General features: G+C 63.4%; 14 protein-coding genes and 1 tRNA gene. 5 read left to right on the top strand and 10 right to left on the bottom strand.

Annotated features, from left to right (window positions below; translation table 11 throughout):
• The 5 genes from WA702_RS16175 to WA702_RS16155 all read right to left on the bottom strand — a co-directional run.
• The coding region (locus WA702_RS16175) for an ABC transporter ATP-binding protein (protein WP_425111540.1) at positions 1-546 on the bottom strand (546 nt) is incomplete at its 3' end.
• Positions 546-1493, bottom strand: a complete 948-nt coding sequence (locus tag WA702_RS16170) for a branched-chain amino acid ABC transporter permease (protein WP_425111539.1) — start codon at positions 1491-1493, stop codon at positions 546-548. The genes WA702_RS16175 and WA702_RS16170, both read right to left, overlap by 1 nt.
• Complete coding sequence (locus WA702_RS16165; protein ID WP_425111538.1) at positions 1490-2353, bottom strand: branched-chain amino acid ABC transporter permease; 864 nt, start codon at positions 2351-2353, stop codon at positions 1490-1492. Before WA702_RS16165 ends, WA702_RS16170 begins: the two co-directional genes overlap by 4 nt.
• The gene (locus WA702_RS16160; protein WP_425111537.1) at positions 2350-3555 is read right to left on the bottom strand and encodes an ABC transporter substrate-binding protein; all 1206 of its coding nucleotides are present in this window, start codon (positions 3553-3555) and stop codon (positions 2350-2352) included. Before WA702_RS16160 ends, WA702_RS16165 begins: the two co-directional genes overlap by 4 nt.
• A gap of 54 nt (positions 3556-3609) precedes the next feature.
• Complete coding sequence (locus tag WA702_RS16155; RefSeq protein ID WP_425111536.1) at positions 3610-4371, bottom strand: isochorismatase family protein; 762 nt, start codon at positions 4369-4371, stop codon at positions 3610-3612.
• Positions 4372-4478: 107 nt separating this feature from the next.
• Here WA702_RS16155 and WA702_RS16150 point away from each other — a divergent pair, with 107 nt between their 5' ends.
• The gene (locus WA702_RS16150; RefSeq protein WP_425111535.1) at positions 4479-5681 is read left to right on the top strand and encodes a LysR family transcriptional regulator; all 1203 of its coding nucleotides are present in this window, start codon (positions 4479-4481) and stop codon (positions 5679-5681) included.
• A gap of 9 nt (positions 5682-5690) precedes the next feature.
• Here the strand turns inward: WA702_RS16150 and WA702_RS16145 are convergent, their stop codons facing one another.
• The 3 genes from WA702_RS16145 to WA702_RS16135 form a co-directional block, all read right to left on the bottom strand.
• The gene (locus WA702_RS16145; RefSeq protein ID WP_425111534.1) at positions 5691-6866 is read right to left on the bottom strand and encodes a 4-hydroxybenzoate 3-monooxygenase; all 1176 of its coding nucleotides are present in this window, start codon (positions 6864-6866) and stop codon (positions 5691-5693) included.
• Positions 6867-6984: 118 nt separating this feature from the next.
• Positions 6985-7893, bottom strand: a complete 909-nt coding sequence (locus tag WA702_RS16140) for an ATP-binding protein (RefSeq protein WP_425111533.1) — start codon at positions 7891-7893, stop codon at positions 6985-6987.
• Entirely contained in the window at positions 7894-8835 is a 942-nt protein-coding gene (locus WA702_RS16135; RefSeq protein WP_425111543.1) for a PAS domain S-box protein, read from the bottom strand.
• A 495-nt stretch (positions 8836-9330) separates the two neighbouring features.
• On the opposite strand from WA702_RS16135, the gene WA702_RS16130 reads away from it, so the two are divergent.
• The 3 genes from WA702_RS16130 to WA702_RS16120 all read left to right on the top strand — a co-directional run bounded on the left by WA702_RS16130 (position 9331) and on the right by WA702_RS16120 (position 10745).
• Positions 9331-9777, top strand: coding sequence for a response regulator (locus tag WA702_RS16130; RefSeq protein ID WP_425111532.1), 447 nt, complete (start codon positions 9331-9333; stop codon positions 9775-9777).
• Positions 9774-10202: a response regulator gene (locus tag WA702_RS16125; protein WP_425111531.1), complete on the top strand. Its 429-nt coding sequence runs from the start codon at positions 9774-9776 to the stop codon at positions 10200-10202. Before WA702_RS16130 ends, WA702_RS16125 begins: the two co-directional genes overlap by 4 nt.
• 357 nt (positions 10203-10559) lie before the next feature.
• On the top strand, positions 10560-10745 hold the full coding sequence (locus tag WA702_RS16120; protein WP_425111530.1) for a hypothetical protein: 186 nt from the start codon (positions 10560-10562) through the stop codon (positions 10743-10745).
• Positions 10746-10814: 69 nt separating this feature from the next.
• Here WA702_RS16120 and WA702_RS16115 read toward each other — a convergent pair whose 3' ends face one another.
• Entirely contained in the window at positions 10815-12545 is a 1731-nt protein-coding gene (locus WA702_RS16115) for a methanol/ethanol family PQQ-dependent dehydrogenase (protein ID WP_425111542.1), read from the bottom strand.
• A gap of 131 nt (positions 12546-12676) precedes the next feature.
• A complete protein-coding gene (locus WA702_RS16110) occupies positions 12677-13231 on the bottom strand; it encodes a ubiquinol-cytochrome c reductase iron-sulfur subunit (protein ID WP_425111541.1) in 555 nt (184 codons plus the stop codon).
• A 305-nt stretch (positions 13232-13536) separates the two neighbouring features.
• Here WA702_RS16110 and WA702_RS16105 point away from each other — a divergent pair.
• Positions 13537-13610 (top strand) — tRNA-Cys (locus WA702_RS16105).
• Positions 13611-13654 lie beyond the last annotated feature (44 nt).

Here is a 13654-nt window from a genome sequence, read left to right as displayed (position 1 = left end):
GCTCTGCGCGGCGGGTACGCCCGCGGCCGGCTCATCCAGCAGCAGCACGCGTGGCCGCGTCGCCAGCGCGATCGCGATCTCCAGCAGCCGCTGCAGCCCATAGGCGAGCTCGCGCACCGGTCGCCGTGCGTGGTCGGCCAGATTGACGAAGGCAAGATGGATCTGCACCTCGTCGGCCACGGCACTATCCCGCGCGGCGCGGCGCCAGAACACCGTGGATTTGCGCTCGCGCTCGACAATCGCCAGCGTCACGTTCTCGGCGACCGTCAGGCCTGCGAACAGCTGATTGATTTGGTAGGTGCGCGAAAGGCCGCAGCGGACGCGCTGATATTCGCGCATCTCCGTGACGTCGTGGCCACCGAGCAGGACGCGGCCGGATGACGACCTGATGCCGCCGGTCAAGGCCTGCACCAGCGTGGTCTTGCCGGCGCCGTTCGGTCCGATCAATGCGTGCCGGCTGCCGGGCGCAATTGCAAGGCTGACCTCGTTCACCGCGATGAAGCCGCCAAAACGAACCGTGAGCGCCTCGGTAGCGAGCGCGGTCATTATTCGCCTCCGAGCTTGCGTTGCAGGCTTTCGAACGCGCCGGCGAGGCCGCCGCGGCCGATGAAGACGGACGCCATCAGCAGGAGACCCAGACCCAATTGCCAGTATTTTGGACTGACCGAGGACAGATAGTCCTTCAAGAAGCCGAAGCCGGCCGCCCCCAGCACGACGCCGGGGATGCTGCCGGTGCCGCCGAGCGTTGTCATGATCATCACGTCGGCCGAGCGGTCGAAGCCGAGCATGTCGATCGAAGCATAGCTGCCGGTTTGCACCAGCAGTGCGCCGGCACAGCCGGCAATCGCACCCGAGATCGTGTAGGCCAAGGCAAGATGCCGCCGCACCGGCGCGCCGATCGCCGACATGCGGCGGACATTCTCGCGGATGCCTTTCAATGCCAGCCCGAACGGCGATGCGGCCAGCCGCCGCATCATGGCATAGATCGCGACCAGCACAGCCAGCGTGTAGACGAAGGCAGTGCGTCCGAGGAAATCGAACGGGAACAGGCCGGCCACCGGTCCGACCGTGAAGTCTGACAGGCCGTCCGCGCCACCGGTCAAATCCCGCGCCTTGTTGGCGGCTTCATAGATCAGGAAGCCGATCCCAAGCGTGACCAGGAGCCGCGTGAAGTCGTTGCCGCGCACCACGACCGGCGTAACGACCAGCGCGACCAAGCCGCTCACCAGTGTCGCGCCGATCAGCCCGAGCAACGGCTCGCTTACGCCGTGACGGGCCAATGTCGCGGCGATGAAGGCGCCGACGCCGAAGAAGGCGGCGTGCCCGAGCGAGACGATGCCGGCATGGCCCTGCAACAGGTCATAGGACAGCGCAAAGATGCCAAGCACGAACAAATTGCTGAAAAGCAAGAGATAGCCGGGCAGCAGCAGGAAACCGGTGAGCGCCAGCGCCAGCATGAACCAGCCGGGATCGATCCGCAAGAGATGCTTCACGCGCGCCGTCCTGCCAGGCCGGTCGGAAACAGCAGCATGGTGATCACCAGCAGCGCATAGATCACGAAGGAGCCGATCTCGGGAACAAAATATTTGAACAACGCATCGATGATGCCGAGGCCGAGCGCGGCCGCAACCGAGCCGCCGATCGAGCCGGGCCCGCCGATCGCGACCACCATCAGCACGATGACCAGGTATTTGAATGGAAAGGTCGGATCGAGACCGAGATAGGCAACGCTCATGGCGCCGCCGAGTCCGGCAAGCCCTGCCCCCAGCGCAAACGCAACAGCAAACAGCCGGTCGACATCGATGCCGATGCCTTCCGCTGTTCGTCGCGAGTCGACGGCAGCACGGATGCGCGCGCCGAACAGCGTGTGATTGAACAGCGCGAGCAGCGCGGCTGCTGCCACCATGCCGCCGACAAGCAGGAAAAGCCGGTAGCCGCCAATTCTGACGCCGCCGAGATCGATCTGCCTCGCCAGCCAGTCCGGCAGCAGCATGGCCTGCTGCTGCGGGCCGAAGATGATGGTTGCGACCGCGCTGGCGGCAAAGGCAAGCCCGATCGAGAACAGCACTTGCTGCAGCGCCGCCATGCGATACACGTGCCGGATCACCGCCCGCTCGGCGACCACGCCGATCGCGGCGGTGGCGAGGAATGCACACGGCAAGGTCAGCAGGAATGGTAGACCGGCGCGATTGAGCAAGGTGGTGGCGACATAGCCGCCGCACATCGCAAAGGCGCCATGGGCCAGATTGATGAAGCGCATCAGGCCGAGCGTCACCGAGAGCCCGATCGAGAACAGCAACAGCAGCATACCGTAGGCAGCGCCGTCGGCAATGACGCTCACGAGGCCGTTCATGGCGCCTTTGCAGGGTCCTTCACGTCCGGAATGGTGTCGAAGGCGATGTTGCGCCAAGCGCCGTCCTTTTGTCCACCCTTGCGGATGTAGATGTTCTGGACGACGTCGCGAGTCGCGGGGTCGATCAGAAGCGAGCCGCGCGGGCTGTCGAGCTTGATGCCCTTCATGGCGTCGACCAGCGCGGTGCCATCGAGATTGCCGCCGGTCTTCTCCACGGCCTTGTAGACCAGCGCCATCGCATCATAGCCCTGCACGACGCGGTAGCTCGGCACGGCACCGGCGCCGAACATGGCGCGATATTCCTTCACGAACAGCGCATTGGCCGGATTGTCGAGATCGACCTGGTAGTGCAGCGCCGAGATCACGCCGTCGACCGCGTCTCCCATCGCCGGCAGCAGATTGTCGTCGACGACGTCGCCGGTCACCATCAGCTTGATGCCGGCCTTCTGCAGGCCGCGCTCCTTGGTCGCCTTCATGAAGGCGATGGAGACATCGCCGCCGGGATTGAAGGCGAACACTGCGTCGGGCTGGGCCTCCATCGCCCGCTGCAGGAACGGGCCATATTCCATCTCGGTGACGGGCGTCCGCGCCGATCCAACCACCTTGCCGCCTGCGGCCTCGAAGGTCTTCTTGAACCAGGTCTCCGCGTCCACGCCCGGCGCGTAGTCGGAGACGATCGTGTAGGCGGTCTTGACGCCGTTCTTCGCCGCCCAGTTTCCAAGCGATGAGGCCAGCTGCGGCAAAGTGAACGAGGCGCGAACGAAATATGGCGACTTCTCGGTCAGGATCGAAGTCGCCGCGTTGACGATCACCGCCGGCTTCTTGGCCTCGGTCAGCAGCGCCGCCGCAGCCATCGCATTCGGCGTGAAGCTGTAGCCGATGATGAGATCGGCCTTGTTGCGGACAATCAGCTCCTGGGTAAGCCGGCGTGCCAGATCGCCCGAGCCCGGTCCCTGGTCGTCGCGCGTCACCGTCTCGACCGTGAGGCCCGCGACCTTGGTGCCGTTGATCTTCTGAAACAGCTTGATGCCGTTCTCATAATGCTGGCCCTGGTCGGCGAATGCGCCCGACAGCGGCAGCACCAGGCCGATCACGAGCTTGCCATCGGCGGCGGAGGCGGAGACGGCAGAGCCGAACAAGGCTGCCGCTGCGATGCCGAGTGCTGCGCGTCGCGTCGGCAGGACACCAGACCAGGATGACATCATTGCTCGCCTTGCTCCCTTGTTCTTCCGGTGCCCATGCTGCGCGACTTGCCTTCAGGCCTTCTCCTCGAGGAGATCGTTCAGCACCTCGTCGGTGGACAGCACGTCGCCGAAGCTCTGGTAGACCGTTGTGAAGCCGACATTGTGGTCTTCGCCGTAGCGCGCCGCGTTGGCATCGGAAACCATGACGACGCGATAGTCCAGCATCATCGCGTCGCGCGCCGAAGTCTCGCAACACATATTGGTCAGCATGCCGGTGATGACGACATTGCGGATGCCGCGGGCATTGAGCTTCTCCAGCAGTTCGGAATGTCCCGGCAGAAAGGCGCTGAAGCGATCCTTGGTGGCGACGATATCGGCATCGGTGACCTCGAGGTCGGGATGCAGCCGGTGGCCATCCGTGCCTTCGGTGAGATTATCGCGGTGGCGCGCCGCGTTCTCGGGCGTGAAGAAATTGTCGTGATAAACCGGCCACAGGCTGCGGCCGCCCTCGCCCGCCGTCATCTTGACCCAGGCGACGGCCGCGCCGCGGGCGCGGAACGCGTGTGCCAGGCGGTTGATGTTGGGAATAATGGCGAGCGCCGGCGGCACGTCCTGGACGTAAAAGGTCTGCATGTCGACCACGACCAGCGCCGTCTCGCGCGGGACAAAGCGATCAAACACGCGCAAGCGGCCCCGCTTCTTCATGACGCGCTCGATGACGTAGGCTGGCATGGCGTAAGGCTTCGGCGACATTGAAATTTCCGGGCGCAGGAATTGGCATTGGTCCAGCCGCGCGGCGGATGACTGCACGGGAACTGCAGTCAGAATTGTCATGCGACAAAATCCTGCCTAGTCCCAATTCCTGTGAAGGGGTATCTAAAAGGCTTATCGTGCGCTTGCGCGGTCGAATGCGCGTGCCAAGCTAGAGGACTTGACTGAACTTGCTCAATACGCGGCATCTGCGCGCCTTCGTCACCGTCGCGACGCTCGGCAGCGTAGTCAAATCGAGCGTCGAGCTGCGGCGGGCGCAGTCCGCGATTACGCGCGCGGTCAAGGAGCTCGAGAGCGAGGTCGGCGCGTCGTTGTTCGAGCGCAGGCCGCAAGGCATGCTGCTGACCGCGTTCGGCCACGCGTTGCTGGAGCGGGCCGCGCGTGCCTTTGCCGAGATGGAGACTGCGCGGCAGGCGTTCGCGGACGCCCATCCTGCCCTGCGCGCATTGTCCCGCGCGCCGATCTTCGCGTTGGCAATGAGCCGGCAACGGCTCTTGGTGTTCATCGAACTGGTCGAGCAGCACCACATGGGCGCGGTCGCCGACACGATCGGTATTTCGCAGCCGGCCGCGAGTCAGGCGCTGCGCGAGATCGAGAGCGGGCTCGGGCTGAAACTGTTCACCCGTACGGCTGGCGGCCTGCAGCCGACTGCGCTCGGCGCCCTGCTCGGCATGCATCTGCGCCGCGCGCTCGCCGAGATCCGTGCCGGTGAGCTCGAGATCGCCTCGCTGCAGGGGGCGCTAGCCGGCCGCGTCGTGCTCGGGACACTGTCGCTCGGGCGCACCAGGCTGCTGCCGGCCGCCATCATTCGTTTGCGCAAGCAATTTCCGCACCTTACGGTGACGACCGTCGAGGGCTCGTTCGAACACCTCGCGATGCGGCTGCGGGCGGGCGACATCGACTTCTTGCTGGGTGCGTTGCGCGATCCCGAGCACACCGTGGGTCTGACACGCGAAATCGTGACCCATGACGAGCTGTCGCTGGTGGTGCGGACCGGCCACCCGCTGGCGCGCCGACGCAGCATCGCGGGGGCCGATCTGGTCAGCCTCGACTGGGTGCTGCCGCCGCGCGGCACACCGACCCGCGAACTACTGGAAAAGACGCTGGCGCTGCGCGGTTTCGACAAGGCCCGCGTCGGCGTGGAGACCGCCGACCTCGCGATCACCCGCGGCATCCTGCTCGGCAGCGACATGATCACGGCGGTATCCGCGCATCTCTATCATCACGAGATCGCAACCAAAGCGCTCGCCGTGCTGTCGTTCGCGCTGCCCGAGACGCGGCGGTCCATAGGCGTGCTGCAGCGGGCCGCCAGCGCGCCTTCACTCGCTGCGCGCCTGCTGATCGACCAGTTGCACGCGATCGGGCAATTATAGGCCGCAGCTTTAGATCGGCTCGTAAGGCATGCCGACGTATTGCTCGGCGATGGCAGCCTGGGCCGCGCGCGAGGAATGGATGAAATCGAGTTCCGCGAACTGCAGCTCGCGCCGATACGCACCCTGCTCGGGAAACTTGTGCAGCAGCTCGGTCATCCGGGTCGAGTAGCCGACCGTGCGCCAGACCCGCTTCAGGCAATGCTCGGAATAGCGGGCGAGCTTGTCGCGCTGGCTGGTCCTATAGAAATGGCCGAGCGCGCCAGCCAACGACCGGACATCCGCCACCGCGAGGTTGAGGCCTTTGGCACCCGTCGGCGGGGTGATGTGGACGGCGTCGCCGGCGAGGTACAGCCGCCCATATTGCATCGGCGCGGCGATGAAGGAGCGCAGGCGCGCCACGTCGCGCTGGAAGATCTCGCCCTCGACGATCTCGACCTTGTCGGCGTCGAACATGCGCTGATGCAGCTCGTCCCAGAACCGGGCATCCGACCAGGCCTCGGGATTCTCATCCGCGCCGACCTGCAGATAGAGCCGCGACACCTGCGTCGAGCGGCGGCTGCACAGGGCGAAGCCGCGGTCGCTGTTGGTGTAGGTCATGTCCGGCAGCGGCCGCGAGCGCGACAGCACGCCGAGCCAGGCGAAGTCGTAGGTCTTCTCGTAGTGCGTGATCTTGCCCTCGGGCACCGCAGCGCGGCTGACACCATGATAGCCATCGCAGCCGGCAATGAAGTCGCAGGTCAAGACCTTGTCCTCGCCGCCCTGCAAATAGTGGATCTCCGGCCGTTCGCCGTCGAGGCCGGTCAGCCCGGTCACCTTGGCCTCGAATTCGAGCGGCTGGCCAAGCGAGATGCACGAGGCGATGAGATCCTTCACCACCTCCTGCTGCCCATAGATGACAACGTGCTGGCCGGTGAGGCCGGGTAGATCAAGATTGATGGTCTTGCCCCGGAAGCGGATATCGAGCCCGTCGTCGATCATGCATTCGCGCTTCATGCGGGCATCGAGCCCGAGTGCCGAGAGCGTCTCGACCGTGCCGGCCTCCAGTACGCCGGCGCGCACCCGGCTTTCGACATAGGCCCGACTGCGCGACTCCAGGATCACCGACTCGACGCCGGCCTGGCGCAACAGATGCGCGAGAAACAGACCTGCCGGCCCAGCTCCGATGATTCCGACTTGGGTGCGCATGAGACGTTCACAATTCCGCCAACGGACCGACCATCATTGGTCGCGACGATGGACCATAGGACCCGGCCCGCGCACATAAAACCGTCAATATCGGAGCATTCCTATTCGAAATTGCTTATCATCCGCGTCGGTCCATCGCGTGCGGCAGACGGCCTGCTCCGGCCGAGTCGGCGCCATCGAGCACGTCCCTAACCAGGGAGAGCAGCTCCCGGGGATGGAACGGCTTCATGATGGCGCGCCGGCTCTCGATGCGGTTATCGCCATGCTCGCCGGTGATCGGGTAATCGGAATAACCGGTCATGAACACGACCGGGAGCCGAGGCCGGACCTCGGCCAGATGACGCGCGAGCTCGGGGCCGCCGAGTTGCGGCATCACAACGTCGCTGAGGACGAGATCGAGCGGCGCGTCTCGGCTCGCGATGAGACGGCGCGCCTCGTCTCCGTTCGCGGCCGTCAGCACCGTATAGCCGCCGCTCCTGAGCGTGGCGACCGTGGCGCGCATCACCGCCTGGTCGTCCTCGACGATCAGAATCGTCTCATGGCTATGCGGCGTCGGCTGGGCGACAGGCTCCGGCGCAAGGAGCGGCGCCGCGACGGAGCTCCGCGGCAGCAGGATCAGGAACGTGGTGCCCTCGCCCGGCCTACTCTCGACGCTCAAGCTGCCGCCGGACTGCGCGACGATGCCAAAGCACATCGATAGCCCAAGACCGGTGCCCCGGCCTCGCTCCTTGGTCGTGAAGAATGGATCGAAGATCTTGCCGAGAAGCTCCGGCTCGATTCCCGACCCGGTGTCGCTGACCAGCATGGCCACATAGTCGCCAGCGGGCAGATCGTGATCTCGCGCATGGAGCGAGCGATTCTCGATCTCGATTCCGAAACGTCCGCCCGACGGCATGGCATCGCGCGCGTTCATTGCGAGATTCATCAGGATCTGCTCGATCTGGCCGCTATCGGCGCAGACCGACCAGACGTCGTCGGCGGACAGCGTGACGATCTCGATATGCGCCGGCAGGACCCGACGAAGCATCTAATGCACGCCGGCGACCACCTCGCTCAAATTGATGATCGTCGCTTCGGTCGGCTGCTTGCGCGAGAAGGCGAGAAGCTGCCGTGTCAGTCCACGTGCCCGATTGATCGACTGAATGATCTCGGTGATACCTATCAGCCGCGGATCCGACGGTTCGTACTCGTCGCGTAACAACTCGGCATGGATCATCATCACCAGCAGCAGATTGTTGAAGTCGTGGGCGACACCGCCAGCCATCAAGCCGACCGCTTCCATCTTGTGGGCCTGCAGCAATTGCTCTCGCAGTTGCCTCTGCTCGGTCATGTCGCGCGCGATCTTGGCCGCGCCGATGATCTCGCCGGTGGAAGATCTGACTGGCGAGATGCTCAACGACACGTCGAGCACGCGGCCATCCTTGGTCACCCGGGTGGTCTCGAAATGATCGATGAACTCGCCGCGGGCGATCCGCTCGAGAATGTGGTGCAGGTCGCTGCGCCGCTCCGGCGGGATGATGATGTCGATCGATCGCCCGATCATCTCCTCCGCCGCGTATCCGAACAGCCGTTCCGCGGCCGGATTCCACCCGGTCACCTTGCCGTCGAGCGTCTTGGTCACGATGGCGTCGTTCGCGGAACCGACCACTGCGGCGTAGAGCTGATCCCGCCCGAGATATTTCTGTAGCAACTGCTCGTTGCGTCGTCGTCGTGCGAGCTCGCGATCGATCTCAGCCACCATCCTGAAGGTCCGCAACAGCCTGCGGCCGAGCGACATACCGCCATCGTTCTGCCGGGCGGCCGCGTGGGCAAGTTGCTCGTCGCGCGGCCCATCGACAGAGCTTAGAATCTGCTTCACGCGCCACGACAGCAGATGGGCCACGACGATGGCAAGGACCACCGCAAATGCGAGCCCGATGAAGATGCCGAGCAGAGCGGCGTCCACCAGTGGCTTGGAGGTGACCAGCATTTCCACCACGGCGATCCCGATAGCGGTGAGCGCAACAAGGTCAGCCAGGGGAAACCGCCATGAGTACCGAGGTTGGCAGGCTGTCGAAGGATCGTTGCATGCGACTTCCAATGACGTTTCGCATGGCTGCTACAGCCATTCCGGAGTCGCGGTCAAATCATTCGTGCTGCATGATGCGACTCGCGTGGTGCAGCGCAATGCGCCGGGAGAGCTGCGAGCATAGTTCCGTTTGCATCGTGTCGTGCACATGCCATCGGCGTCCGTCGACAGCTCATCGTCAATTAGTTCGTTCACGAGAAATTACAAAAAACCGCAGGACCTGCTACCGTAAAACTCTTGGTTGCAAAGTTAAAAAAACTGATTCAGTCTATAAAATGTCCCTCACTGTAACTTTTGAGTCTCACCACTGTAACTTTTCTGTCTCAGTCGCGTTAAGTCCCTCCACACAGTTCGGTTGCGTGCGCGTCCTCCAGTCTGGCTGATACTGAGGTGCCCATGCCTACCGTGCTCATTATCGACGACGATCAAGCCACGCGCACTGCGCTGGAAATGCTGCTCAAGAAGAAGAAGTTCGGGGTCTTTCTGGCACCGGACGGACCGACAGGCATTCGGCTGGTCGGCAGCGTATCCTTCGACGCCGTCGTGATCGACATGTTCATGCCCGGCATGGACGGCCTCGCCACCATTCGCGAACTGATCAAGATCGATTCGACTGTCCCCTTCATCGGGATTTCGGGCTACGCCTTTACTGATCGCCGCCAGGGCGCACCGGATTTCCTCGGCATGGCCATCAAGCTCGGCGCGACAGCGGCCCTGCAGAAGCCGTTCGACATCCTGGATCTGCTCGAGGCCGTCGACCACGCGGTCAATGTCCGCCAGCGACTGCTCACCGGCGCTCAGCAACACAACAGCGACTCTTCGTCCGTTCGGAAGGCATCATGACAAGAATACTGGTGGTCGACGACGAGGTTGGTGTCTGTTGCGTCATTCAGCATCTGCTGGCCAGACACGGTTACGCGGTCACAGCCATGACCGATGGCCGCGCTGCGATGAAAGCCGTCGCATGCGGTGACTACGCTGCGGCGCTGATCGACCTGAATTTAGCCGACGTCGACGGCAATGAGGTGATCCGGACCGCGCGCACGGCCAAGCCCGAAATGCCGGTGGTGATGATGTCGGGCATGGTGCTCGAATCCGGGCGCGGTGCACCGGATTTCCTTGGCATGTCGATGAAGGTGCGCGGCATCTATCGCCTTGCCAAGCCATTCAAGCCAAAGGATCTGCTGCAGCTGATCGCGGAGATCATCCCGCAGCAGGAGGTTCCGCCACAGCGGACCGAGATAGCTGCGGCCGGCGGCCGCCGTTAAAATCGACCAGCGCATTCAAGCCCTTGACCGGCGTCGCCTCTCGCGTCGTGCTGCGCTGATAACGACCGGATTTCGATGCCGCTCTAAACGGTGCCATGCTGTAGCAAATCAGCAAGATTGCTCGATCGCCGTGCCCGCGCCCCCGCTGGCGCGCGCTTGTGTAGAATATTTCCTTGAAAATGTGATCTTTCCCACACGTTCCGGCCGTCTGCTGTCCCTATGGTCCCGCGCGAGATCGTAAGCGACTGTTAACCAGGCCGGCCTGCAATCCCGGATCGCTACAATTCGAGCGATTCGCTCAATGGGTACACAGAGGTGTTCTGCGAACGTGCGCGCGCCAAGCGGCACGAGGGCACCATGAGTGAAGTTGAGTTCGAGTTATTGCTTGATGTCGTCCGTACGGCGCTCGCGCCGGAGCCGCAGGAGGAATCGATGGCCCGTCTCTTTCCGACCTTTGTCGCTCTGCCCAAGGCGGCTAATGACAATCAGGCGACGTGCTGGCCGTTGATCCCGTTTCCGGACGGCTGGCACGCGGCCTGTTGATCTCCTGTTGTCCGGAGGCGACTGCAATCGTCTCGCCCGGAGCTCATTGCGAGCTTTTGCATACTCCCGTTACTGTTTCCGAACCGCGAAGACCCAGACCACTCCGCCCTGCGGGACGTTGTCTTCGACGCCGACATTGTCCTTCGACAACGCGTCCTGGATGCGCTGGGCATCCACACCCCAACCTGATTGTACGGCGATATATTCGACGCCATCGACCTCATAGGCGACGGGCATGCCCACGATGCCCGAATTCGTCTTCAGCTCCCAAAGCACCTCGCCGCTCTTCGCATCGAACGCCCTGAACATCCGGTCGTTGGTGCCGCCGGCAAGAACCAGGTCGCCCGCGGTCGCGGTCACCGAGCCGAACAGTTGCGACTTCGGGAAATTGTGCGACCACACCTTCTTGCCGGTCACAGGATCCCACGCCTGCAGCTCACCGAAATGGTCGGCGCCGGGCCGCACTGACAGGCCGATGTCTTCCGCCTTGGTGCCGAGCCAGAGCTGACCGGGAACGAGCGGCGTCTTCTCGCCGGTAAATCCGCCGCAGAAGTTCTCGTTGGCGGGAACGTAGACCAATCCGGTCTTCTGGCTGTAGGCCGCGGATGGCCAGTCCTTGCCGCCCCATAGTGACGGACAGAATTCGATCCGCTTGCCGAGCGTCGGCTTGTGATCCGGGTCGAGGATCGGCCGGCCGGTTTCCGGGTCGATCCCCTTCCAGACATCGGTGTGGACGAAGGGCCAGCCGGCGACATAGTTGATGCGGTCGGGTGTGCGCTCCAGAATCCAGAAGATTGCGTCACGTCCCGGATGGATCAGGCTCTTGAAGCTACGGCCGTCGCGCTGCAGATCGACCAGCATTGGCGCGTCGACCTCATCCCAGTCCCAGGAATCATTCTGGTGATACTGATGATAGGCCTTGATCTTGCCGTCCGCGGGATCGAGCGCCAGCACCGAGCTCGTATAGAGGTTGTCGCCCGGGTGGATCGAGCCGGGCCATGGCGCGGCATTGCCGATGCCCCAGTAGATCGTCTTGGTGTCCTTGTCGTAGTTACCGGTCATCCACGCCGCGCCGCCGCCTGATTTCCAGTCGTCGCCGCTCCAGGTGTCGTGCCCGGGCTCACCTTCGTCGGGGATCGTGAAGGTGCGCCACAATTCCTTGCCGTCATTGGCATCGAACGCGACCACGTAGCCGCGCACGCCGAACTCGCCGCCGGAGCCGCCGACGATCACCTTGCTATCGACCACGAGCGGCATCAGCGTCAGATACTGGCCCTTCTTGTAGTCCTGTACCTTCTTGTCCCAGACCACCTTGCCGTTCCTGGCGTCGAGCGCGACGATATGATCGTCTGTCGTGGCGAGGTAGAGTTTGTCCTGCCACAGTCCGACGCCGCGGCTGGTCGGATGCAATTGGAACAGATCGTCGGGGAGTTCGCGCTTGTAGCGCCAATATTGCTCGCCCGTCTTGGCGTTGAGTGCGATCACCTGTCCCATCGGCGTGGCGACGAACATGACGCCATTGTTGACGATCGGCGGCGCCTCATGACCTTCGACCACGCCGGTGGCGAAGGTCCATACCGGCACCAGATCCTTGACGTTGGTGGTGTTGACCTGGTCGAGCGGGCTGTAGCCCTGTCCGTCATAGGTACGGCGATAGAGCATCCAGTTGCCTGCTTCCGGATTCTCCAGGCGGGACGACGTCACCGGGCTGTAGTTGTCGATCGTGCCGGCGAGCGCCGCAGGCGCGGCAAAACACGTGAATGCGACCGCGCTCGATAGCAGCCAGTGCTTGATGGTCATGTACTTAATCGTCATGAGCGCAACCTCCCCTGCTTCGTTTCGCTTCGATTGTTTTTCTGAACAGTCCGAACGTTCGATACGGGCGCGTGACCGCGTCATCTCAGATGACCATGTCATCTCGGATGACCGCATCATCCCTGCTGGGCACCGACCTTTCCGACGAAGGACCCCGCGACGACAAGCGTGCCATCGACGATCGCAAGCGGCAGCGCTGCGAGACGACGTGGCGCGGGACCGAACACGACCTGCGCCGCATGGCGCGGATCATATTCGGAGTTGTGGCACATGCATTTGAAGACCTCGTGCTCGCCCTCGCTCGCCTTCATCCAGGCGGTGACGGGACAGCCCGCATGGGTGCAGACCGCCGAATACGCGACGACGCCGTCGGCAGCGCGTGGCTGCGTCGTCTCGTCGAGTTCTTCCGGTGCGAGCCTGACCACGAGCAGCTGATTCAACCGCGAGCCGTCGCGGATCACCCCGCTATCGGGATCCTTCGGCCAAGCCAGCAACGGCGGATCGCCGAGCTTGAGCTCCCCTGGCTTGATGATCTCACCTTCGCGTTTGCCTTCGGCGACGACTAAGAGATCGCGCTGCTGTGGACGCTTGTCGCTACCTGGACGCTCCTCCTCGGCAGCGGCCGTCATGACGGAGAGGCAGGAAGTCACCGCACCAAGCGTGCCGAGCATCACCCCACGGCGTGTCGGATTGCCCGTCTTGCCCGCGGCGGAAAGATCAGATCGCGCGGCGGCGCCGGAGCTTTGCGGATCACATCCTGACATAGCATGATGTCAACGGCACAACTGGACCAAAACAGGGCGAGCGCTACTGCTTTCTACAACTTTCGTTTGTGCAGTGAAGCAGGGAGCGACGCGGCGCGAAACTCCCCCGGCGGCTGCCGTATGTCTGCAAATTCGGGCTTGGAAATTTGCGATGCGTGGCTTGAGGATGGTTGCCTAACCTCTTGATCGCCTATAATAGTCCCCGCCAGTGGGGCCATGTGGCGGAGTGGTTACGCAGCGGTCTGCAAAACCGTTTACACCAGTTCAATTCTGGTCGTGGCCTCCATTTCCAAACATCTGAAAACATTGACGCATCCGGCCGTTACGCGC

The organism is Bradyrhizobium sp., assembly GCF_049798375.1.
Taxonomy (GTDB): domain Bacteria; phylum Pseudomonadota; class Alphaproteobacteria; order Rhizobiales; family Xanthobacteraceae; genus Bradyrhizobium.
The sequence above is the reverse complement of the archived record's forward strand: the minus strand, read 5'-3'. Positions and strand labels throughout refer to the sequence as shown.

Coding starts and splice junctions, on each gene's coding strand:
- WA702_RS16165 (WP_425111538.1), bottom strand. CDS start 2,353: ATGAACGGCCTCGTGAGCGTCATTGCCGACGGCGCTGCCTACGGTATG.
- WA702_RS16160 (WP_425111537.1), bottom strand. CDS start 3,555: ATGTCATCCTGGTCTGGTGTCCTGCCGACGCGACGCGCAGCACTCGGC.
- WA702_RS16155 (WP_425111536.1), bottom strand. CDS start 4,371: ATGACAATTCTGACTGCAGTTCCCGTGCAGTCATCCGCCGCGCGGCTG.
- WA702_RS16145 (WP_425111534.1), bottom strand. CDS start 6,866: ATGCGCACCCAAGTCGGAATCATCGGAGCTGGGCCGGCAGGTCTGTTT.
- WA702_RS16140 (WP_425111533.1), bottom strand. CDS start 7,893: ATGCTTCGTCGGGTCCTGCCGGCGCATATCGAGATCGTCACGCTGTCC.
- WA702_RS16135 (WP_425111543.1), bottom strand. CDS start 8,835: ATGCTGGTCACCTCCAAGCCACTGGTGGACGCCGCTCTGCTCGGCATC.
- WA702_RS16130 (WP_425111532.1), top strand. CDS start 9,331: ATGCCTACCGTGCTCATTATCGACGACGATCAAGCCACGCGCACTGCG.
- WA702_RS16125 (WP_425111531.1), top strand. CDS start 9,774: ATGACAAGAATACTGGTGGTCGACGACGAGGTTGGTGTCTGTTGCGTC.
- WA702_RS16120 (WP_425111530.1), top strand. CDS start 10,560: ATGAGTGAAGTTGAGTTCGAGTTATTGCTTGATGTCGTCCGTACGGCG.
- WA702_RS16115 (WP_425111542.1), bottom strand. CDS start 12,545: ATGACCATCAAGCACTGGCTGCTATCGAGCGCGGTCGCATTCACGTGT.
- WA702_RS16110 (WP_425111541.1), bottom strand. CDS start 13,231: ATGCTCGGCACGCTTGGTGCGGTGACTTCCTGCCTCTCCGTCATGACG.